This is a genomic window from Sphingobium yanoikuyae (genome assembly GCF_034424525.1).
GTDB lineage: Bacteria > Pseudomonadota > Alphaproteobacteria > Sphingomonadales > Sphingomonadaceae > Sphingobium > Sphingobium yanoikuyae.
In genome coordinates, this window is record NZ_CP139979.1 from 1,863,548 (window position 1) to 1,884,633 (window position 21,086).

Genomic DNA, 21,086 nt, shown 5'->3' on the forward strand with positions numbered 1-21,086 from the left:
ATCATGATGCTTCAACATCCCACTCTCGACCGGCTGAACGCAATGGGGCTGGCTGGCATGGCCAGGGCGTTCGACGAACTGGCCGCCAATGCCGAAGCCGAGCGGCTCACCCATCCCGAATGGCTGGCGCTGCTGCTCGACCGCGAATGGAGCTTCCGCCACGACCGCAAGCTGGCCGCCCGGCTGCGGTTCGCCAAGCTGCGCCATCAGGCAACCCCCGAGGATGTCGATTATCGCAGCCATCGAGGTCTCGACCGGGGGCTGTTCCTCAAGCTCGTCGCTGGTGACTGGATCGCCGCTCGCGACAATCTCGTCATCTGCGGCCCGACTGGCGTCGGGAAATCATGGCTGGCCTGCGCGCTAGGCCATAAGGCCTGCCGCGACGACCGTTCGGTGCTGTATCAGCGGGTGCCCAAGCTGTTCGCCAGCCTGGCGTTGGCACGCGGCGACGGACGCTACGCCCGCATCCTGGCCAAGCTCGGCAGCGTTCAGCTCCTGATTCTTGATGACTGGGGGCTTGAGCCACTCGATGCTCATGCCCGCCACGACCTCCTCGAAATCCTAGAAGAGCGTTATGGCCGTCGCTCGACGATCGTCACCAGCCAGCTGCCGATCGCGGCGTGGCACGAGGTGATCGGCGATCCGACCTATGCCGACGCCATCCTCGACCGGCTCGTCCACAACGCCCACCGCCTGGACCTCGACGGTGACAGCATGCGCCGGGTCAAATCCCCTTCAGAGGCTTGACGACCGGCACGAACGAAATAACAACAGACGTAGCCAGCACGGCCCTGTCTCCGGGGGGGGCGACATCATCTCGGAACGAAGGGGCGCAATCATCTCGGAAACGAGGGGCGGCTTCATCGGAATCGGCACCGTAACGATCATTTCAAGACAAACGATACGTAGCATCGTAGGAATCGCCCAGGTTTCAGCTATGCTGAGCGGCATCTTATTCTGATATCGAACGACGAATTCGACAGCCGAGGACAGTGAGACTTGCAGGTGAGACGCCAGAAGCAGAGACTGCGCGACTTGATGGGCGCGCGGTCGCCTGAGGCCGTCTTCAGCAAGACCGGGAAGTTTCGCGTAGAAATCCTTCGGAAGACCCTCACCAATTTGCAGGATCGCGCGCTGGATCTGATAGTCGTTGTCGAGTAGCCATTCGGCTGCGGCGCTGCCTCGTTGGTCGGCTTGCGTGGCTGCCTGGCGGGCTCGAGCCAGCCAGTCCTTCATGGCGTCGAGATGCGCCCAGATGGGAAGAGGCGCTGAGCGACCGATCAATCCTGTCAGCTGATGTCGTGTGGCGGTCTCGTCGGCCGCCCCCGAAACAGGGTCGGTCCCCTCAATATCGGCCATGATCAGGCTTGGGCGGCGAGGGGTAGCCGTAGGCAATTATGCCCTACGGCGATCTGCGCTTTTCCGGAGCGAATTGTCGCAGGCGTTACGAGCATTGGTACATTGCAATGCGTCATCAGGTAGGAGGCGACCGTTCCATAGGGTACGTCGGAAACATGCCGATGGCTGTGGCCGCGCGCGGACAGGACGGCAATATCGGCCCTCTCGCGCTGAATAAGATCGCACAGCGCCTCGCGTACATCCTCGCCACGGATCGAAATCGTACGCATTCGTACACCGGACGCCGAGAGGTTGGATTTCGTTCGTTCGAGGTAGCTGCGTGCTGCTTGCTCATTTCGCTCTATAAGGGCTTGTTGAAGCTTCTTGTCCTCGACTTCCAAGGGCCGTGCCTCGATCATCTCGGGCGTAGGGACGACATGGACGAGCAGGAGTTCCGCTTCCGAGGCCTTCGCAAGACGCACAGCTAGGGGTAGCACGCTCTCAGCCCAGCGAGAGCCGTCAAGCGGCACCACAACCCTTCTGTAGGGCGCTACCGGAAGCGGGGCCTCTACCGGTACGAGCAGGACCGGGGCTGGCGTCTGCATGAGCACCTTGTGCACGGTTGCCCCCATGCCCGGGCGACCGGCCTCTTGCCTGCCTCGTCTTCCCAGCACGACCATGCCGTCGTCGCACTCTCGGACAAAGCGGCAAATTTCCTCCGCGGTTTGGCCTTCGGCCAATTCGATGGAGGTTTTGGTTGGAGGTGCGCTGGTCGCGGCGGCGCATCGATCGAGGGCGCGCAGGGCTTCGCGCCGCCGGAGGTTACATTCAATCGGGTCCGGACGAGAGCGCGTCGAGCCCTCGCCGTCAAGTACTTGTAGCAGGGTAATAGGGACGTCGAGCGTTGTCGCGAGCGCACGAGCGTGTGAGTAGATCCACGCATCATGATCGGAGCAATCGATACAGGCGACAATCCCGGACTGCGGTCGGGGGGACGCCTGCGCCAGAGCTGGAAATGCTGAAGCGGCTGACATCAAATGCTCCTCTTGCCTTGGATCTCCATCGAATTTGTGGCGGCTAGGACAGCGGGAACAACCGGCATTTCGGCCTGGCGTCCCCTCCACGACTCGAACCTGCTCTGACCCTATCTGGGGCGAACGACCCGCGAAATTGTGATATATACGAATGGCGATCGGTCGGTTGACTGGGGCGCAAGAGCATCAGAACCGAAAACCGGTCGCTTGCGATTAGTACATCGGGCGGGCCTATATGCCTCCGCCTCGGCACCCGGCTTGAGCGTCCAAACCAACATGTCGGGATAGAATGAAGGTCACCTGGTCACCTTTTCCTCGTCCGGAAGCGAACTCGTCACCCCCGTTACCGCTCATGTGGTTGCTCGCTTGCACTGCGCATGAGACGATCACCGTCATCCCAAGTTCTGCGCCGGCTGCCTTGTCCTGGGCGATCTGCGATCAGATGCCATCGCAGGCGTCTCTTCTGTCTAGCGACAAATACGCATTACCACCGGCAGATGGTCGGCATAGTCTGCCCAGGGCAACCAACGAAGCTCGCAGCGGAGTGAGTGTGGATCGGAAGGGAACAGTATGACGATCGCGCTTAACGGGTTATATCGATGCCGGCTGCTCACTTTCACACGGTGGTCGTGTTCCATCTGGGCGATTTTCGCCGCGTTCACTGTGCCAACGCTACCTTCGCCGGCCAGGGTCGCTCCCGCAAGGGAAGATACCTCGACCACCAAGCTCGCGGGTGTCTGGTCATTTGATGGCCGATCCGGCTGTAAGTCGGGGATGGCCTGGGTTCTTAATCGCAACGGATCTTACAGCGAAATCCGATTGCCTGACCAGACGCCGCTTGGCGGAGGAAAGTGGTATGAACGCGGCGATACCATCTATTACTCATTGCCGCGAGTACTGACAGCGGCCGCGGGACGGCCCGACAAGCGTATGGTCATTATAGAGCGCGGCCCGCGGCGCCTGGTGGCCGTGACGAACCGCAGGGTTCGTCATGTGATGCACAAGTGTCCGGGATGATCGAATGCCTTCGATCGAGATGTGCGAAACGTTCTGGCCCAAGCCCGAAAAGGGAAGGTCGTGTCCCACGGGGTGGTGTAGGAACCGTCGATCCGCAGTAGGATCAGGTTCGGGTCAGGCAGCCAGAGCTGGCAGGCTGACAATGGGGTTATGGCTTACCGAGCCGAGGGTTTCCAGCGTCATGTAACGGCGTGACACCGCCCACTCATCATTCTGTTCCAGCATGAGTGCTCCGACGAGGCGGACGACGGCGGCGTCATTCGGAAAGATGCCGATGACATCGGCCCTTCGCTTGATCTCCTTGTTCACCCTTTCCAGCGGGTTGGTCGACGCGATCTGCGCCCAGTGCTCCTTCGGGAAGGTCATGTAGGCAAGCACGTCCTCGCGCGATCCGGCCATCATGTCGGCCAGCTTCGGGAACTTCTCGCGCAGGGCATCGGCGACCTGTTCCCATTGCTGGTGAGCCGCTTCAGCCGTTTCCTGCGCAAAGATCGTCTTGATCATGGCGATGACTGCCGGTCGCTGCTTGGGCGCGGCATGTGCCAGCGCATTGCGCATCCAGTGGACCCGGCAGCGTTGCTGGCTCGCGGCGAACACCTTGCTGGCGGCGGCGCGCAACCCCTTGTGGTCGTCCGCGATGACCAGCTTTACCCCGCGAAGTCCCCGGTCGGCGAGCGAGCGCAGGAAGGCTTTCCAGAAGGGTTCCGCTTCTGAAGGGCCGGTGGCAACGCCCAGAACCTCGCGCCGACCATCGGTGTTGACGCCGACGGCGATTATCGCCGCCGTCGAGACGATCCGCCCGCCCTCGCGGACCTTGAGGTAGGTGGCGTCGATCCACAGGTAGGGCCACTCGCCCTCGATCGGCCGCTGCAGGAAGGCGTTCACCCGTTCGTCGATCTCGGCCACCAGACGGCTCACCTGGCTCTTCGAGACGCCGCTGGCGCCCATCGCCTTGACCAGATCGTCGACCGAGCGAGTCGAGACACCGTGGACGTAGGCTTCCTGGATCACCGCCGCCAACGCCTTCTCAGCCGTGCGGCGTGGCTCAAGGAAGCTCGGGAAGTAACTGCCCTTCCTGAGCTTGGGGATCGCCAGCTCGATCCGGCCGGCCCGAGTGTCCCAGCCCCGTTCGCGATAGCCGTTGCGGTGGTTGAGCCGCGCCGGGCTGCGACTGCCCGCAGCCGCACCCGTTCTGGCCTCAATCTCCAGATCCATCATGCGCTCGGCGGCAAATGCCAGCATATCGCGCACCAAATCGCTGTCTGCCCCTTGCTCAATCAGCTCAACAAGGGCCATTCTGTCGTCGGTCATCGTCTTCTTCTCCAGGTTCGAGTTCGCATCCGAACCCTACCAGAAGATCGACGGTGGCCACCCTCTCAGAGAAACCTTCCTACACCACCCCGTGGGACACGACCAAAGGGAACAAAAACGAGAGTGGAGTTCGAAGTCACACGTCGAGCATTGCCCCCTTATTGGCATATGCAGGATTTCGCTTCTTGAGTTGTTCCCACTACGTCACGGAAAACTGACCCATCATGCCTTCGTCCTCGTGCTCCAGGATATGGCAATGGAACAGGAAGGGCGCTTTTGAAGCAGGCTGGTCGAAGCGGATTAATAACTCGACCGGTTCGTCCACGACGATGGTGTCACGTGGCCCCTGATCAAGAAGATCTGGTTCCTCGCCATCGCGACGTAGCACGTCGAAGTGCACTCCATGAATGTGGAAGGGATGGGCCATTTTCTGCCCGGAGACTTTCCATATCTCGACGGCGCCAAGCTCGACTTCCTCATCGATGCGATCAATATCGAATCGCCTGTGGTTGATCGTTAGCGGCTCTTCGTCGCTATCCATCATACCTCCCAGCCTCATGTTGAGCACCAGACGTCGCCGTGCGACGACCGTCGCCGGATCTGGCACCGCGCGGGACGCCAGGAGGAGCGGAAGCGTGGTGCTACCTCGCTTACTCGATGCCAAGCGCGGTGAAAATGTGAGGACAGTTTCATCCCCTGCGTTGTTTTCGCTAGCCTCGTGCCGATGCATCATGCCCATGCCATGCATCCTGAGGGTGCTTTGGTCCGGAGCCGATACCAACGAGACCGGTTTGCCATCGCTGAAGTCCACCAAGATCTCAGCCCGCTGACCGGAGGCCAGAGTGAGGGACTGCAATTCAACGGACTTTTCCAAAAGGCCGCCCTCGGTGCCGATCCAATAAAAGGCTCGTCCGTCGCTGAACGAAAGATCGTAAGTCCGGGCATTCGAACCATTTACGAGCCGCAGCCGCACTAAGCTTCTGGGAACGTCTGCTCGCGGGTTGTACGCGCCGTTTACGAGAATAACGTTGCCCCGCCTCCCGTCCAGCGCCACCATCATGCCCGCCGGTAACACCAGACGGCCATCCACGAACTGCCGATCCTGGATCAAGATTGGTAGATCGTCGACGCCGTAATCCGAAGGCAAACCGAGACCTTGCTCTTCCTCGTCGGTGACGAAGAGCAATCCCGCTAGGCCTGCATAGACCTGCTCCGCCGTTCGGCCGTGTGCATGCGAATGATAAAAGAGAGTGGCCGCCGGCTGACGGATCGGCAGCGTCGGACGCCAAGTCTCGCCTGGACTAATGGTCTGGTGGGGGCTGCCGTCCAGCTCTCCCGGTACGAGCAGCCCGTGCCAGTGAACCGTGGTATCAGCAGACAGATTGTTGCTGACAGTCACCGTCACGTCGTCCCCGCGATGTACCCGCAGAGTCGGGCCGAGATAGCTTCCGTTGTATCCCATGGTGGCGCTCCGCCGCCCTGGGAAGAAAGTGGTTTCCCCTTCCTGCGCCCTCAGTCCAATTCTATGCCCATGGTCGCGTGCATCTAACAGGCGAGGAATGGGCAGCGTGCCTGCTTGGTCCGGCGTCGCAAATCTGCGCGTGCATGCCGCCCCCAGCAGGAGGCCTCCGCCCGCCAAGACAGTTCGCCGGCTCAGAAAAGTCATTTCGAAGCCCCTCCTGAGCAATCGTGAAACTGACGCAAACGCGCTTTTCTCGATCCGATGAGATCCACCGAGGCGAAGCGCCGCTCTTCCCTTAAAGGGCGCGCGGGAGGGCAATATCCGTAATACCCGAACCGATCGCTTTTGTGCCCGCCCCCTCTGGGAAGACAAAATTGCCCTTCTAAGCTGGTTGCGGCCCTCGCCAGTTGATCAATAATCAGCCAGGCGAGCGTTCAATCACTGCGGCACCGATCCGAGCGAGCGTCTATTCCGACAATTTAGCCTGGGCCAGTCCGAGTGGCTGGTTCGGCGGTGGGCCTTGCCACGATCGCGCCGAAGCAAAAGCGGCGTGCGATTTACGTTTCGCTGTTCGCCACTGCAGCAGGCGGCGTCGCTTTCCAGTGCTCGGGCTAGGCGGAGGCTTTGATGGCCGCCGTCTTCGGTCATCCGCGCCCAGCTTTTGCTAGTAGCCGAACTAAAGCGGACATTGCAGGCTGACCGCCAGCTTCGCAAATTACGTATACTGCCACCTCCAGGCCGATACCATCTCAACGGCAAGCTCCCTGGGGAGCGAGAATCGACCGGGCATGTGTCCGGTCGCACTGAGACTCAGACTTGAAGGAATCATATTTGCGCAAGAAAGCAGCGATTATCGCTTCGCTCGCAGCCTTTGGCGTCCTTGCCGTCGGCGCCGGGCCAGTTCTCGCCGATGGGATGCCGCCGGGCATGCCCGACCTTGAACAGACGCTCAAGGCGAAGCCGGCGCCGGCTCGGTCCGACACGGCCCAGATGCAAGGCATGCGACACCGCGAAGTGCGGATGCCCGGTGAGATGATGCAGGACCATCGGATCGCTACGCGGGAGATGGGGACCCAGGACGGAGCCTCCCGCATGTTGCATAGGTCGCGGGGCGGTTGCTGACCCTGCAATTAAGCCAGCTCCGACCACGAGGCGGGGTGGCCAACGACCGTGGCCTGGTTCAACCGCAGCTTTGGCCCGCCGTTCTCCCACGGCGGGCCAATTGGTTTTTGCACTTCGCTGCCGGCCGCCATCAAGCGGGATCATGAATTGGCTTGACCTTGGACCATGGTCCACCCCGCACGATCCCGCGCATGCTTGTCGCGATCAAAAGCGGATTCGTAAGTTACGTATACAGACTGCGTCTCGCTAGCAGCATTGAAGCTTTGGAATTGCCGGGATCGGAACGTCGATCGGGCAACAGGACGAACACTCGGAGACCCTCAATGCGACAGACGACATTTCGCGCGGCGACCATCAGCCTCTTCGTGACGCTAACCTTCGCCGCCGGCACCGCTCTCGCCCAGTCGACGCCCGCGCCCGCGCAGACTGCGCCGGCCCATGCCCACCAGCAGGGCATGGATCATGGCGGGCAGCAGATGCACGATCAGATGATGAAGGATCATCAGGCCGGCGCGCAGAAGCAGCAGGGGAAACCGGCCCAGCAGGATCAACAGGGCATGTCGGGGATGGCCGGCATGTCCGGCGGGTCGCCTGCATCGAACGGCTCGGGCATGGCCGGTAAGGCGAAGAGTGGCTGCTGCAAGATGCCGATGAAGAAGGCCAAGCCGGCCGCGAAGAAGAAGACCGCCAAGCCCATGGCCGCCAAGCCCATGGCCGACAAGCCGATGAGCGACATGTGACGTTTCCAGCCCCGATAAAACACCCCCCCCGGGGCTGAGGGCCCGCCGCCGCCCCCGCGGCGGGCCAGTTCTTTGACGATGCCCAGCGTCGCCCCGTGCTCCCGGCCTTCAAAGCCGGGTCCGAGCGTCTGACGTGACAGAGGAAACAGTGATGCGAAAGCATCTTGGCGTCGGTGCTGCCGTTGGCTTTCTGCTCTTTGGCAGCACGCCGCTCCTCGCACAGGGTATCGGCCATCGCTTGTTCATGCGCGGCAAGATCGTCCGTATGGATGCGGGCGGCACAGTGGCCTGCCTGGGCAAAGCCGATGGCGCACACATCGGGCAGATACTCGACGTCTATCACGCAACGCCGCGCCACCGCCGCCTTGTCGGTCATGTCGAAGTCGACCAGATTTTCGACGACCATTACGCTCATTTCCGCGTGAGGGACGGGACGCTTCAGAAAGGCGATTGGGTGAGCCTAAAGCGCATCCGGGCGTAATGCCAGAATTGGAATGCCAAGCGCCGCCCTCACCTAAACAAGAATCGGCCGAGTAAGCGTGTCTCGGCATAATTCCGATCAGGCGTGCGCGAATAGGTTCGGGAGTCGATGAATAGTCATCGGCTCCGTTGGCGTGTCTGACCCTCAAAGCCCGCGACACCGATGCCAGACTAACTTCTACGGAACTTACTTATAGGCCGCCCAGGCAAAGAGATTACTCCGTCAGGCCATCGATAGAGATGGAGTCAGGTTATGTTCGAGAAGGCGATCGGGACCATTAACGCGGCGGCCTCCTTCCGACACCGCTATGATAATTTCATCGGTGGTCGATGGAGCGCTCCTGCGAGCGGCGAGTATTTCGCGGACACGAGCCCGATCAATGGCGCCCAGATCGCCGAGTTCGCGCTGTCGACGCCGGAAGATGTCGAGCGCGCGCTCGATGCGGCGCACGCCGCCAAGGATCAATGGGCAAGGATCGCGCCCGCCGAACGCGCCAGGATTCTCAATCGCGTCGCCGACCGGCTCGAAGACAATCTGGAGTTGCTGGCACTTGCCGAGACGATCGACAATGGCAAGCCGATCCGCGAGACGCGCGCTGCCGACGTGCCGCTCGCGATCGACCATTTCCGCTACTTCGCCGGCTGCATCCGGGCGGAGGAAGGCGGCATCTCGACGATCGATGCGGACACCATCGCCTATCATTTCCGCGAGCCGCTCGGCGTCGTCGGCCAGATCATCCCGTGGAACTTCCCGCTGCTGATGGCGGCGTGGAAGATCGCCCCGGCGCTGGCGGCGGGCAACTGCACCGTCATCAAACCCGCATCCCAGACGCCGCTCACCTTGCTGATGTTCGCCGAGCTCACCGCCGACATCCTGCCGCCCGGCGTGCTCAATGTCGTTACCGGCCCGGGACGGACCGTTGGCCAGGCGATCGCCGCCAATCCGCGCATCGCCAAGGTCTCGTTCACCGGCGAGACCGTCACCGGCAAGCAGATCATGCACGCCGCGGCGGACCATCTGATCCCCCAGACGATGGAGCTTGGCGGCAAGTCGCCCAACATCTTCATGGCGGACGTGCTCGACGAGGACGATGCCTTCTTCGACAAGGCGCTCGAAGGCTTTACTTTGTTCGCCTTCAACAAGGGCGAGGTCTGTACCTGCCCGTCGCGCGCCCTGATCCATGAGTCGATCTTCGACCGCTTCATCGAGCGCGCCGTGGCGCGCGTCGCCGCGATCCGCCAGGGCGATCCGCTCGACCCGTCGGTCCAGGTCGGCGCGCAGGCGTCGGAGGACCAGCTCCACAAGATCCTGGGCTATATCGATATCGGCAAGGCCGAGGGCGCGCAGTGTCTGGTCGGTGGCGCCAGGGCGCTGCCGGGCGGTGCGCTCGACCAGGGCTATTTCGTGCAGCCGACCGTGTTCGTGGGTCAGAACCACATGCGCATCTTCCAGGAGGAGATCTTCGGTCCCGTCCTGTCGGTCACCACGTTCAAGACGGTCGAGGAGGCGATCGCACTTGCCAACGACACCGCCTACGGTCTTGGCGCGGGCGTCTGGACCCGGAGCGGCAACACCGCCTACCGGCTCGGCCGCGCGATCGAGGCCGGGCGGGTCTGGACCAACTGCTATCATCAGTACCCCGCCCATGCCGCCTTCGGCGGATACAAGGCGTCGGGCTTCGGGCGTGAAAATCACCGGATGATGCTCGACCATTATCAGCAGACCAAGAACCTGCTCGTCTCCTATGACGAGCACGCGCTCGGCCTGTTCTGACCCCTCGCTCAAAGGAGAAACGGACATGGCGAAAACCATGAAGGCGGCGGTCGTCCGCGAATTTGGCAAGCCCCTGGTCATCGAGGACGCGCCGATCCCGACGGTCGGCCCCGGGCAGGTCCTGGTCAAGATTGCGGCAACCGGCGTGTGCCATACCGACCTGCACGCGGCAGAAGGGGACTGGCCGGTCAAGCCCAACCCGCCCTTCATTCCTGGCCATGAGGGCGTCGGGCATGTCGCCGCCGTTGGTGCCGGCGTCACCCATGTGAAGGAAGGCGACCGGGTCGGTGTGCCCTGGCTCTACACCGCCTGCGGGCACTGCGTGCATTGCCTGGGTGGCTGGGAGACGCTTTGCCACGAACAGCAGAACACCGGCTATTCGGTCAATGGCAGCTTTGCCGAATATGTCCTCGCCGATCCCAACTATGTTGGTCACCTTCCCGACAATGTCGACTTCCTCGACATTGCGCCGATCCTCTGCGCGGGCGTCACCGTCTACAAGGGATTGAAGGCCACCGAGGCCCGACCCGGCGAGTGGGTGGTCGTCTCCGGCATTGGCGGGCTCGGCCACATGGCGGTGCAATATGCCCGAGCCATGGGTCTCAATGTGGCCGCGGTCGACATCGACGATAGCAAGCTCGACCTCGCTACACGCCTTGGCGCCACACTGACGGTCAACGCGCGCAACGAGGACCCTTCGGCAGCGCTCAAGAAAGCCATTGGCGGCGCGCACGGGGCGCTGGTGACCGCCGTTTCGCCCAAGGCGTTCCAGCAGGCGCTCGGCATGGTCCGGCGCGGCGGCACGGTCGCGCTCAACGGCCTGCCGCCGGGCGACTTCCCGTTGTCGATCTTCGACACCGTGCTGAACGGCATTACCGTGCGCGGCTCGATCGTCGGCACGCGGCTCGATCTGCTCGAGGCACTGGCGTTCGCCGGCGAGGGCAAGGTCAAGGCCACGGTCCATGCAGACAAGCTGGAGAACATCAACGACGTCTTCTCCCGCATGCATCATGGCGACATCGAGGGCCGGATCGTCCTCGACCTCGCCTGAAGCCGACTTCGCGAAAGTACAGTTCATGTCTCCCTTACATATCCGGCCGATCGCGCGGCGCCGTTTCGTCCAGGGGCTGGCGATCGGCGGCGCGGTCGCCGGTTTCGCCCCGGCGCTTCTCGCGCGATCCGCACCAACCTTGCCCGCTGAGCTGAGCGGGACCGAGTTCGACCTCGAGATCGCCGAGCTGCCGGTCAACTTCACCGGCAAACGCCGTATCGCGACCGCCGTGAACGGCAGCGTGCCCGCGCCGGTCCTGCGCCTGCGCGAAGGCGACACGGTCACGCTGCGCGTACGCAACGGCCTCAAGGAGATGTCGAGCATCCATTGGCACGGCATCATCGTGCCGGCGGAGATGGACGGCGTGCCCGGCATCAGCTTTGCCGGCATCGCGCCGGGCGAGACCTTCACCTATCGCTTCGAGGTCCGCCAGAGCGGAACCTACTGGTATCACGCTCACACGCTCGCCGAGCAGACGGGACTCTATGGAGCGATCATCGTGGAGCCAAAACAGGTGCCGACGGCGCGGGCGCCCGATCGCGACTATTGCATCGTGCTCAGCGACTGGTCGGACGAGCCGCCGCTGCAGATCTTCCTCAATCTCAAGAAGCAGAGCAGCTACTATAATTTTGCGCAGCCGACCGCCGGCGATTTCCTCAAGGATGTCGGCACCATGGGCTTGGGCAAGGCGCTCGAGCGGCGGCGGATGTGGAACAGCTCGCGGATGAACCCGACCGACTACAGCGATGTCTCTGCCGCGACCTACACCTATCTGATGAACGGCGCGCCGCCCGCCGGCAACTGGACCGGTATCGCCGCGCCCGGCGAGCGCGTGCGCCTGCGCTTCGTCGGCGCGGGGACGGCGACGTTCTTCGACGTGCGGATCCCCGGGGTCGAGCTGACGGTCGTATCGACCGACGGGCAGCCGGTCGAGCCGGTCACGGTCGAGGAATTCCGGATCGGCCCGGGCGAGACCTACGACGTCGAGTTCACCATGCCCGAGGGCGGCGCCCGCACCATCTTCGCGCAGGCGATCGATCGGAGCGGCTATGCGCGTGGCACGATCGCACCGGCCCCGGGCATGGCGGCAGCCGTGCCGCCGCTCGATGCCCGGACCTGGCTCGAGCCGGTCGACATGATGGGCGCGATGGCGACGATGGGCGCAATGGGAGGCGACGCGCATGCCGGGCACGGCATGACCGAGATGCCGGCCAGGGCACGGCACGCCCGCACCGAATATGGCGCCAATACCGACATGCGCGTCGACTATCCGCGCACCAATCTCGACGATCCCGGCGCCGGGCTGCGCGGGCGCGGCTGGCGCGTGCTGACGCTGGCCGATCTGCGCACGCCGGGCGGCGATCCCGACCCGCGCGAGCCCGAGCGCGACATCGAGCTGCATCTGACGGGCAATATGGAACGGTTCATCTGGTCGCTCGACGGCATCAAGCTCAACGATTCCAGGCCGCTTCATTTCAAGCCAAACGAGCGGCTGCGCGTCACCTTCGTCAACGACACGATGATGGCGCATCCGATGCATCTGCACGGCATGTGGAGCGATGTCGAAGGCCCGGACGGCGCCTTCCAGGTCCGCAAGCATACGGTCGTGGTCCAGCCCGCCCAGCGGGTGAGCTTCCGCGTCACCGCCGACGCCATGGGCCGATGGGCCTTCCACTGCCATCTGCTCTATCACATGGCGGCCGGCATGTTCCGGGAGGTGGTGGTCGCATGATCCGGATTTTCCCCTCGCGCGGCATCGCTCTTGGCGCTGCCCTCTTCCTGGCGCCGGCGATCACGGCTCCCGCCCTCGCGCAGGATGCCTCGCCCCCGTCGCCCGCCGCCACCCCTGCCCAAACGGCCACTCCCGCTCAGCACACCCCTTCCGCGCAAGGCTCTCAGGACCATGCGGGCATGGACATGCCGGGCATGGATATGACCGACACGAAGGCGTCCGGTAACGGCGCCACGATGGACATGGGCTCGATGCAGGGTGGCAAGGCCCCGCCGGACGCGCGCAACTCGGACGATTATGCCGACGGCTATCGCAACTCGACGCTGCCGGGCTATGAGATGGCCGACAAGCTCTCGATCCCCAAGATACTTGTCGATGAGCTCGAATTCGCCAGCGGCAACGAGGGTCAGGGCGTGGGCTGGACCGTGCTCGTCACCAAGGGTCAGGACAATGACAAGCTCTGGCTGCGCAGCCAGGGCCTCAAGAACTCCCGCGACCAACGTCTCGATCCGGAGAGCAGCGTCGAGGCGCTGTGGTGGCACAGCAAGAACCCGTTCTGGGGCACGCTGCTCGGGGTCAGGCAGGATCTCGGCAAGGGCGCGACGACATGGCTGGCCGCCGGCGTCGAGGGACTGGCGCCTTATTGGTTCGACGTCCAGCTCACCGGCTATGTAGGGACCGATGGGCGTCTCGCGGCGCGCGCCAAGGCCTCCTATGAGGTCCTGTTCACCAATCGGTTGATCCTTACGCCGCAGGTGGAAACCAATATCTATTCGAAGCGGTCGAGCGATCGGCAGCTCGGCAGCGGCTTCAGCAATGTCGAGCTGAGCGGACGGTTGCGCTACGAGGTGTCGCGCAAGTTCGCGCCCTATATCGGCTTCGTCTGGGAGCGCGCATTTGACGGCACGGCCGATTTCCGTCGCCTGCGCAGGGAAGGGCCTTCCGAACACAGGCTGGTGATCGGCTTGCGCGCCTGGTGGTGATCCGCGGATGGCCACTCGAGGGATCGACCGCGAACGCGCCGCGTGACAAGGCTGGATCGCAAGCCAACGGTCGCTGGCCGGCCTCCTTTTTCGTCTTGTTGCTCGCGGCGGCTGCGGCGTCGGCGGGACAGACGGCCATTCTCGCCTTCCTTCCGGCACTGGTCGACCCGGCTCGTGGCGCGCTATCGTCAAGCGCTCATGATTTTCACGTCGCGAGCCTGACCGCGGTCCATCCCCTGGCAGCCTTGCTGGCGGCGCCGCTCTGGGGCTGGATCGCGGACCGGGTCGACTATCGGGCGATGTTGCGCGCAGCGCTGGTCATCCTCGCGCTGGTGACCGCGCCGATCGGCCTCGTCGGGTTGCCTGAGCTTTATGCATTGCGTCTGGTGGCGGGGATGGCGTCGGCCGCCATCATACCGTTGGGCTTGCTCTGCGCGAGCTTTGCCGCAAGCGGGCGCGCGGACCAGGCGCGCCGCTTCACCTGGCTGACCGCCTTCGTGTTTCTGGGCGATCTCGCCGGTCCGCTGGTGGCGGAGGTCTCGGCCGCGATCCTGCCCCGCGCTCCCCTCATGATCCTCGCTCTCGGCATCGGTGCCGTCGGGGCGGCGCTTTGCGCCGTGCGTCTGCCGCGCTGGTGTGCACCTTGCATCGATGGCGGAGACCTGCCCGCGCCTACGCTCGGCGCGACGTTGATCCTGCTTTTTATCACGATCGTCGCGGGCGGCGGGCTGGCGGCGATGCATGTCAATCTCCTGGTGACGCGGAGCGCCATTTCGCTGAGCCGCGAAGAGATCGCCTGGATGCTCAGTCTCTGCGGATTGGGCATGCTGGCGGCACAGATCTTCCATGCGAGGCTCGATTGGCTGGTCACTGTGCCGAGGCGGCTTGCCGGATTGACGCTGGGCCTGCTGGCTGTGGCACTTTTCATGTTTCCTGTCGCCGCGAGTATGGCCGAGCTCAGTGGGATCATCGTTGCTGCCGGCTGGAGCTCGGCAACCCTTCGATTGGTCACCAGCTTCTGGATCAGCGGCGGCGGGGCCCCTTCAGGCGTGAAGCTCGGTTTCCAGCATTCCGCCGCCAGCATCGGGCAGGCGCTCGCGCCGCTGGCGATAGCCATCGTCGCTCCCGGGGCGCAGCCGCTCGTTCTGTGGGGGATTGGTGGTCTATCGCTAGCGCTGCTTGTGTCCCTGCCGCTAGCCTGGAGGCCGCCCGCCATCGTAAAATCATCTGCGTGATGAGGGGAGGGGCGCATTGATGCGTATAGAAAAGAAGGGGCCTCTGCCCCATGCTTATCGTTCTTCCGGGAGTCATTTCATGAAGACCCGCCTATTCGTCGCCTTGCTGTTCCTCGCCATGCCCGGCGTAGCGCTTGCGGCCAGTGATATCGTCGTCCACCGGGATCCGGGATGTGGATGTTGCGAGAAGTGGGCGCAGGCCGTGCGCGCGAAGCTGGGACGCAAGGTCGTCATGCGTGACGATGCGTCGCGCAGCGAGCTTCAGCGCAAGGCCGGCATGCCCCGGACGCTGGCATCTTGCCACAGCGCGATCGTCGATGGCTATATGATCGAGGGCCATGTCCCGATATCCGACGTCAAGCGCTTGCTGGCGACCCGTCCTGCGGGCGTCAAAGGCATTGCGGTTGCGGGGATGCCGATCGGTTCGGAGGGCATGGAAGTGGCAGGCGCTGCCCGCCAACCCTATACGGTGGTGGCCTTCGGCAGCGCCGGTCAGCGAATTTTCGCCCGCCATTGATATCGCGCGGTTTGCAGCATCCTGCAGAATTGCCCGGTGGTAGAGGACCCCGCTGTCGAGTGTAGAACCTTGTGTCAAGCGAGCTGATGGCGTCCCTACCCCTACCTACACTGAAAAAGCAACGATTTGTCTTGTAAGTTGTTCGCGGTCGTCTCCCTGATTTGCCTGAATTTGGCCCAAAATGTGGAACGATTGTGGGACCGTTTGCCCACCGAAAGTGTGAGAACGGCCCCAACATTCCCGATCAGGGCCCCGAACCGATGGCACTCACAGCATTGAAGGTGAAAAACGCGAAGCCCGGTCGCCATGTCGATAGCCGGGGCTTTGCCTGATTGCACTTTGCGTTCGCTTGCATTACATCGTCATGCAGAAAGGAAATCGACATGGCCGCAAACGCTCTTGTGCAGACCCGGATCGACGGAGCGGTGAAGGAGGAAGCCGCGACCGTGCTGGCTGCTATGGGGCTGACCGTCTCCGATGCCGTGCGCCTGATGCTGACCCGCGTTGCCCGCGACAAGGCCTTGCCGTTTGAACCGCTGGTGCCCAATGCCGAGACGATCGAGGCCATGAAGGAAGCGCGCGAGGGAAAGGGCAAGCGGTTCGCCACGGTGGTCGACCTGATGGCCGACCTCAATGCGGACGATTGAACGCTTCGGGCGGTTCAAGCGCGACTACAAGCGGGAGAAGAAGGGGCAGCACGCCAAGACGCTGGACGCTGACCTGATCCCGATCATCGAGGCGCTGGCATCCGACGAGCCGCTTGAACCGCGCCACCGCGACCATGCGCTGACCGGCGACTGGCGCGACCATCGCGATTGCCACATAAAGCCCGACCTCGTGCTGATTTACCGCAAGCCCGATGACGACACCTTGCAGCTTGTGCGCTTGGGATCGCACGCGGAATTGGGTTGGTGACGCCCGCGCATGGCGAGCTTATACGTTTGTCGGGTATGTCAGCCAGAGGCACGATTACGGGTTAGGTGTGATCAGCGAGCATCCGATGCCAACAAGCTTTTGCAGAAGACATCAATCGCAGAGATGCATTCGGCAGGCGCTGCTTGAAACAAAAATGAGGGCCATAAATCACTTTCACCCTCAAATTCTGACAAATTTGCCGTTAGTTCACGACTGGTGAGCGAGAAATGAGCCGATCGCGTTGGGCTTGAAGAGCCGACCGCTCGCTCCACCGTCGTGACCCCTACGTTGATGACCGGCGGATGCTGGCCCGGTAGACGATGCTGCCGAGAGCGACGACGACGCCCATGATGGCAAAAGATTCCATGCTCGAATGGCTCAAAAGCCAGATCGTGAGAAGGAAGGCGGAGTGCCGGCGCTGGGCCGAGCACCACACCCATCCCGAGCGCGGCGATATCACCGTGGCCTAGGCGCTGGAGATGGAGCGGCCTGTCCTGCAGCCGATCCTGGCGCCCTTCGATGGCTTCCATGAGAGCGAGCATGCCGTCACCGGCACCTGCCTCATCAGCTTCGACCGCAACCGCTACTCGGTCATGTCCAGGGCGGCGCGGCGCACGGTGCAGGTGCGCGCCTATGCGGGCCGGATGGTCATCCGCTGCGGCGAAGAGATCGTCGGGGAACATGAGCGTCACTTCGGGCGGAACCGCACCATTTACGATCCCTGGCATTATCTGCCGGTTCTGGCCCACAAGCCCGGTGCCCTGCGCAACGGCGCGCCGTTCCAGGACTGGGAGTTGCCGCCATCCCTCCATCGCCTGCGACGCAGGCTGGGGCACGGGGATGAGGCGGATCGCAGGTTCGTGCGGGTGCTCTCGGCCGTGCTCACCGATGGCTGGAGCAGGTCGAGGCGGCGGTGCGCGAAGCGCTGGCGAGCGGAACGGTCAGCGACGACCTGATCCTCAACATCCTCTCCCGTCGCCGCGAGCCGGCGACGCCCCATAGCATCGTCACTTCGGAAGACCGGATGCTGAGTCACCCGCCGATCGCCGACTGTGCCAGCTATGACCGACTGCGAGGCTATGATGCAGCGGCATGAGATGATCGACACAATGCGCGGCCTGGGCCTCAAGGGCATGGTGGCCGCGTTCGACGAGGCCGTCACCACCGGCCTCCAGCGCCAGCGCACCACCATGGAGATCCTGACCGATCTGCTCCGCGCGGAAGCCACCCATCGCGACGCCGCCTCGATCCGATATCGCATGACGGCCGCGCGGCTGCCGGTGGTGAAGGACCTGGAGCGGTTCAGCTTCGAAGGGACGCCGATCAACGAGGGACTGATCCGCTCCCTGCATGATGGCTCCTTCCTACCGGCGCGTCGCAACATCGTGCTCGTCGGCGGCACGGGCACCGGCAAGACCCACCTCGCCATCGCGATTACCGCCAACGTCGTGCGCAAAGGGGCTCGGGCACGATACTTCAACACCGTCGATCTGGTGACACGCCTCGAAGAGGAGGCCCGGATCGGCAAGGGCGGGACCCTGGCGGGACAGCTCTCACGGCTCGACCTGGTGGTGCTCGATGAGTTGGGATATCTGCCGTTCGCGCGCTCTGGTGGCCAGCTCCTGTTCCACCTGTTCAGCAAGCTCTACGAACGCACCAGCGTCGTTATCACGACCAACCTCGCCTTCGGCGAATGGCCTACCGTGTTCGGGGATCCCAAAATGACCACGGCTCTGCTCGACCGCGTCACTCATCACTGCGATATCGTCGAGACCGGCAACGACAGCTGGCGCTTCAAAAACCGCAGTTAGCCGCCACTCTCACCCCAGCTTCAAAACGAACTTGCGCTGTGTACGCCTCCGGCCGGGCTACGCCCGACCTCCGCCGCACACAGCGCAGGGCATCAACCCTCCGCTCAATCTCGAAAAGGGGGTCCCCCTTCAACGCCTATACGGGGTCCCGTTTGCGCGCCGTTTGACAAAGTGAATGGCAGACTGCCGATCACCCCGGCATTGCTGCTGACCGCGAATTATACCTACACCGATTCCGTCCGGAAGGGTGGCGGCGAGCCCGCTTTCGACGGCAGTTCGCTTGACGGAACGCCGCTCGACAAGACGCCCAGGCACATGGCCAACGTTCGCCTGGACTGGCAAGCGACCGAGCAGATCGCGGCCTATGTGCTCGGCTACTACTCGGGCAAGCAGACTTTCAGCGGGTTCCGCAACGGCGCGCTCAACACCCGCACCCGTGAAGGGAGCACGACCTTCGATGTCGGCATCAATTTCACGATCAATGAGAATTTCGCGCTGAGGGCGGCGGTGCTCAACGTCACCGACAAGATCGTGCCGGTCGATGACCGCGGCCGGTTTGATGGTCTCGACGGCAACTGGATGCTCGATGAAGGGCGCCGCTTTTGGGGCACGGCAACGATCAGCTTCTGATCGATCAGGCCGGCCTTCTGCCTTCGCGTTCGAATATTCGCTGAATGCAGAGAGTCGGCCCCTTTTCATCCATGGATCCCGATTCAAGAAACGTTTCTAAAGTCAGAATTCAGTGATCAGTGGATTCGATCTCCGTAAGGAGCGGGGTGGGAGCACATAACCCTGACCGGCGAAGAATATCGCTGGCCAAAATTCTTAGACCCCATGACTGCCAGAGCCTCGGAGGCTCGAATCTGAGATGCTGATGATGGATTTGTCAGCAGCGGAGACGAGTCATGACGGAGACGGTGAAATACGTTGGTCTGGACGTTCATAAGGAAACCATTGCGGTCGCGGTTGCCGATGGGGAACGCGGAGGCGAGGTGCGTTTCGTCGGCACGGTCGCCAACGAGGACGATGCGATCAGGAAGCTGGTCAAGCGGCTGACTGGACCGGGCGTGACGTTGAACGTCTGCTACGAAGCTGGTCCCTGCGGGTATGGCTTGCATCGGCTGCTGACGAAGCTGGGACAGAATTGCATCGTCATCGCCCCCTCGATGATGCCGCGGCGCCCGGGTGACCATGTAAAGACGGACCGGCGTGACGCGATGACCCTGGCGCGGCTGCTACGCGCTGGCGAACTCACCGCAATCTGGATACCGGACGAAGCGCACGAGGCGGTACGCGATCTCATCCGCGCGCGACGCAGCGCGCAAGATGATGCCATCGGAGCCAAGCAGACAGTGCGCAGCTTCCTGTTGCGTCATGATCGTCGTTTCGGCGGCAAGGCGGCCTGGACGAAAATGTACTGGCGGTGGTTGTCCGAGCAGCGGTTCGATTTTCCCCACCAACAGCTGGCATTCGAGGAAATGCAGAAGCGGGTGCTGGAGGCGCAGGCACGGGTTGGGCGCTTAGAAGCGGCGCTGACTGAAGCGGTGGACGCATGGTGTTTTGCGCCGCTGGTCCGCAATCTACAGGTCCTGCGCGGTATCAGGCTGGTCAGCGCTGCGACGCTGGTCGCTGAAGTAGGCGATCTCACCCGCTTCGACAATCCCAAGCAACTGATGGCGTATGTCGGCTTGGTGCCGTCCGAGCACTCCAGCGGCGCTCGGACCAAACGGGGCCGGATCACCCGCGCGGGCAACGCGCAGGCACGAACCATGCTGATTGAGGCGGGCTGGTCGTATCGACTGCCCGCTCGCGAGGAACGACGCTACCGTGAGCGGGTCATCGACTTGTCCGAGGACATCCAGGCGATCGGGTGGAAAGCGCAGGTTCGCCTGTGCCAGCGCTACCGTCGCCTGGCGGCCACGGGCAAGCCTCAGCCCAAGGTGACCACCGCGATCGCGCGTGAACTGGTCGGCTATGCCTGGGACATCGCCCGTCGGGTGTCGCCGGCGATAGCCGGCTGATCCACCCACGACATTAACGAGAGGAGGCGCCAGCGCGCCAACTGCATAGCCTTGGCCGGCGTGCCGCGGGCACCCGACTGTGATGGGCAATCCACGGTGTACGGTGGGGCAGGTTCGTCCGACGCCCGAACTTAGACGGAGGATAGGCCCAGCGACGGATACGGGTAGTGCGGTAATCAACCCGCGGATGAGAGCATGATCAATCGTCGTCGATCAGGCGCCCGCGGCACACCCGCCAAGGTCAATGCGACCGCTGGTCTCGAGGCCAGCGAAGGAGTAAACTCGGCCAGCGTCTCGGATGGCAGTCATGAGAGCGTAGGATTTGGTCCCCTCCTGGAAACGCACCATGATCGCCATGTGCGGCATCGAGCGCGTCAGTCGCATTTGCGCCCGATGCCAACTGTCATGGATCCGTCCAAGCTGGTGACGGGGCGCGAAACGGCGCGGCAGTTTTTGCCCTTGCGGGGACGCCGGAGGGCTTTGCGCTCAGAGGCTGTCATGCACACCTGTTCATACAGCCATTATCGGCAAATGCTTGCCCAT

At 63.1% G+C, this 21,086-nt stretch carries 19 protein-coding genes and 1 pseudogene; 15 read left to right on the plus strand and 5 right to left on the minus strand.

Features of this window, described 5'->3' with window-relative positions:
- The first annotated feature begins 6 nt into the window (after nt 1–6).
- Nucleotides 7–747: an IS21-like element helper ATPase IstB gene (istB, locus tag U0025_RS08555; RefSeq protein ID WP_063142329.1), complete on the plus strand. Its 741-nt coding sequence runs from the start codon at nt 7–9 to the stop codon at nt 745–747.
- Here the strand turns inward: istB (U0025_RS08555) and U0025_RS08560 are convergent.
- From U0025_RS08560 to U0025_RS08580, 5 genes are all read right to left on the minus strand, one after another.
- Nucleotides 736–1,359, minus strand: a complete 624-nt coding sequence (locus U0025_RS08560) for a hypothetical protein (RefSeq protein ID WP_323156764.1) — start codon at nt 1,357–1,359, stop codon at nt 736–738. The genes istB (U0025_RS08555) and U0025_RS08560 overlap by 12 nt on opposite strands.
- A gap of 2 nt (nt 1,360–1,361) precedes the next feature.
- The gene (locus U0025_RS08565) at nt 1,362–2,372 is read right to left on the minus strand and encodes a universal stress protein (RefSeq protein ID WP_323156765.1); all 1,011 of its coding nucleotides are present in this window, start codon (nt 2,370–2,372) and stop codon (nt 1,362–1,364) included.
- Nucleotides 2,373–3,503: 1,131 nt separating this feature from the next.
- On the minus strand, nt 3,504–4,700 hold the full coding sequence (locus U0025_RS08570) for an IS256 family transposase (RefSeq protein ID WP_004207098.1): 1,197 nt from the start codon (nt 4,698–4,700) through the stop codon (nt 3,504–3,506).
- Between the two features lie 199 nt (nt 4,701–4,899).
- Nucleotides 4,900–6,366, minus strand: a complete 1,467-nt coding sequence (locus tag U0025_RS08575) for a multicopper oxidase family protein (RefSeq protein WP_323156766.1) — start codon at nt 6,364–6,366, stop codon at nt 4,900–4,902.
- 621 nt (nt 6,367–6,987) lie between these two features.
- Entirely contained in the window at nt 6,988–7,209 is a 222-nt protein-coding gene (locus U0025_RS08580) for a hypothetical protein (protein ID WP_037479748.1), read from the minus strand.
- Between the two features lie 398 nt (nt 7,210–7,607).
- Here U0025_RS08580 and U0025_RS08585 point away from each other — a divergent pair, with 398 nt between their 5' ends.
- From U0025_RS08585 to U0025_RS08650, 14 genes and pseudogenes are all read left to right on the plus strand, one after another.
- Nucleotides 7,608–8,024 (plus strand): hypothetical protein, encoded by a 417-nt coding sequence (locus tag U0025_RS08585; protein WP_323156767.1) that lies wholly within the window; start codon nt 7,608–7,610, stop codon nt 8,022–8,024.
- Between the two features lie 151 nt (nt 8,025–8,175).
- Entirely contained in the window at nt 8,176–8,505 is a 330-nt protein-coding gene (locus U0025_RS08590) for a hypothetical protein (protein WP_323156768.1), read from the plus strand.
- Between the two features lie 252 nt (nt 8,506–8,757).
- Nucleotides 8,758–10,278 carry an aldehyde dehydrogenase family protein gene (locus U0025_RS08595; protein WP_004212675.1) on the plus strand — a complete coding sequence of 507 codons (1,521 nt, stop codon included), beginning with the start codon at nt 8,758–8,760 and terminating at the stop codon, nt 10,276–10,278.
- 25 nt (nt 10,279–10,303) lie between these two features.
- Complete coding sequence (adhP, locus tag U0025_RS08600) at nt 10,304–11,329, plus strand: alcohol dehydrogenase AdhP (RefSeq protein WP_004212676.1); 1,026 nt, start codon at nt 10,304–10,306, stop codon at nt 11,327–11,329.
- A gap of 25 nt (nt 11,330–11,354) precedes the next feature.
- Nucleotides 11,355–13,061: a copper resistance system multicopper oxidase gene (locus tag U0025_RS08605; RefSeq protein ID WP_015449263.1), complete on the plus strand. Its 1,707-nt coding sequence runs from the start codon at nt 11,355–11,357 to the stop codon at nt 13,059–13,061.
- Entirely contained in the window at nt 13,058–14,044 is a 987-nt protein-coding gene (locus U0025_RS08610; protein WP_004212678.1) for a copper resistance protein B, read from the plus strand. Before U0025_RS08605 ends, U0025_RS08610 begins: the two co-directional genes overlap by 4 nt.
- Nucleotides 14,038–15,279, plus strand: coding sequence for an MFS transporter (locus tag U0025_RS08615; RefSeq protein ID WP_037491517.1), 1,242 nt, complete (start codon nt 14,038–14,040; stop codon nt 15,277–15,279). Before U0025_RS08610 ends, U0025_RS08615 begins: the two co-directional genes overlap by 7 nt.
- A 79-nt stretch (nt 15,280–15,358) precedes the next feature.
- Nucleotides 15,359–15,796 (plus strand): DUF411 domain-containing protein, encoded by a 438-nt coding sequence (locus U0025_RS08620; RefSeq protein ID WP_007683347.1) that lies wholly within the window; start codon nt 15,359–15,361, stop codon nt 15,794–15,796.
- A 383-nt stretch (nt 15,797–16,179) separates the two neighbouring features.
- Complete coding sequence (locus U0025_RS08625; RefSeq protein WP_004212689.1) at nt 16,180–16,443, plus strand: type II toxin-antitoxin system RelB/DinJ family antitoxin; 264 nt, start codon at nt 16,180–16,182, stop codon at nt 16,441–16,443.
- Nucleotides 16,430–16,711, plus strand: a complete 282-nt coding sequence (locus U0025_RS08630; protein ID WP_004212690.1) for a type II toxin-antitoxin system YafQ family toxin — start codon at nt 16,430–16,432, stop codon at nt 16,709–16,711. Before U0025_RS08625 ends, U0025_RS08630 begins: the two co-directional genes overlap by 14 nt.
- Before the next feature lie 401 nt (nt 16,712–17,112).
- Nucleotides 17,113–17,807, plus strand: a pseudogene (locus U0025_RS08635) (Mu transposase domain-containing protein); the annotation flags it as partial.
- Nucleotides 17,794–18,522 (plus strand): IS21-like element helper ATPase IstB, encoded by a 729-nt coding sequence (istB, locus tag U0025_RS08640; protein ID WP_004212693.1) that lies wholly within the window; start codon nt 17,794–17,796, stop codon nt 18,520–18,522. The pseudogene U0025_RS08635 and the gene istB (U0025_RS08640), both read left to right, overlap by 14 nt.
- Before the next feature lie 201 nt (nt 18,523–18,723).
- Nucleotides 18,724–19,152: a TonB-dependent receptor domain-containing protein gene (locus U0025_RS08645; protein WP_021245211.1), complete on the plus strand. Its 429-nt coding sequence runs from the start codon at nt 18,724–18,726 to the stop codon at nt 19,150–19,152.
- Nucleotides 19,153–19,427: 275 nt separating this feature from the next.
- Entirely contained in the window at nt 19,428–20,543 is a 1,116-nt protein-coding gene (locus U0025_RS08650; protein WP_004206949.1) for an IS110 family RNA-guided transposase, read from the plus strand.
- Nucleotides 20,544–21,086: the final 543 nt, after the last annotated feature.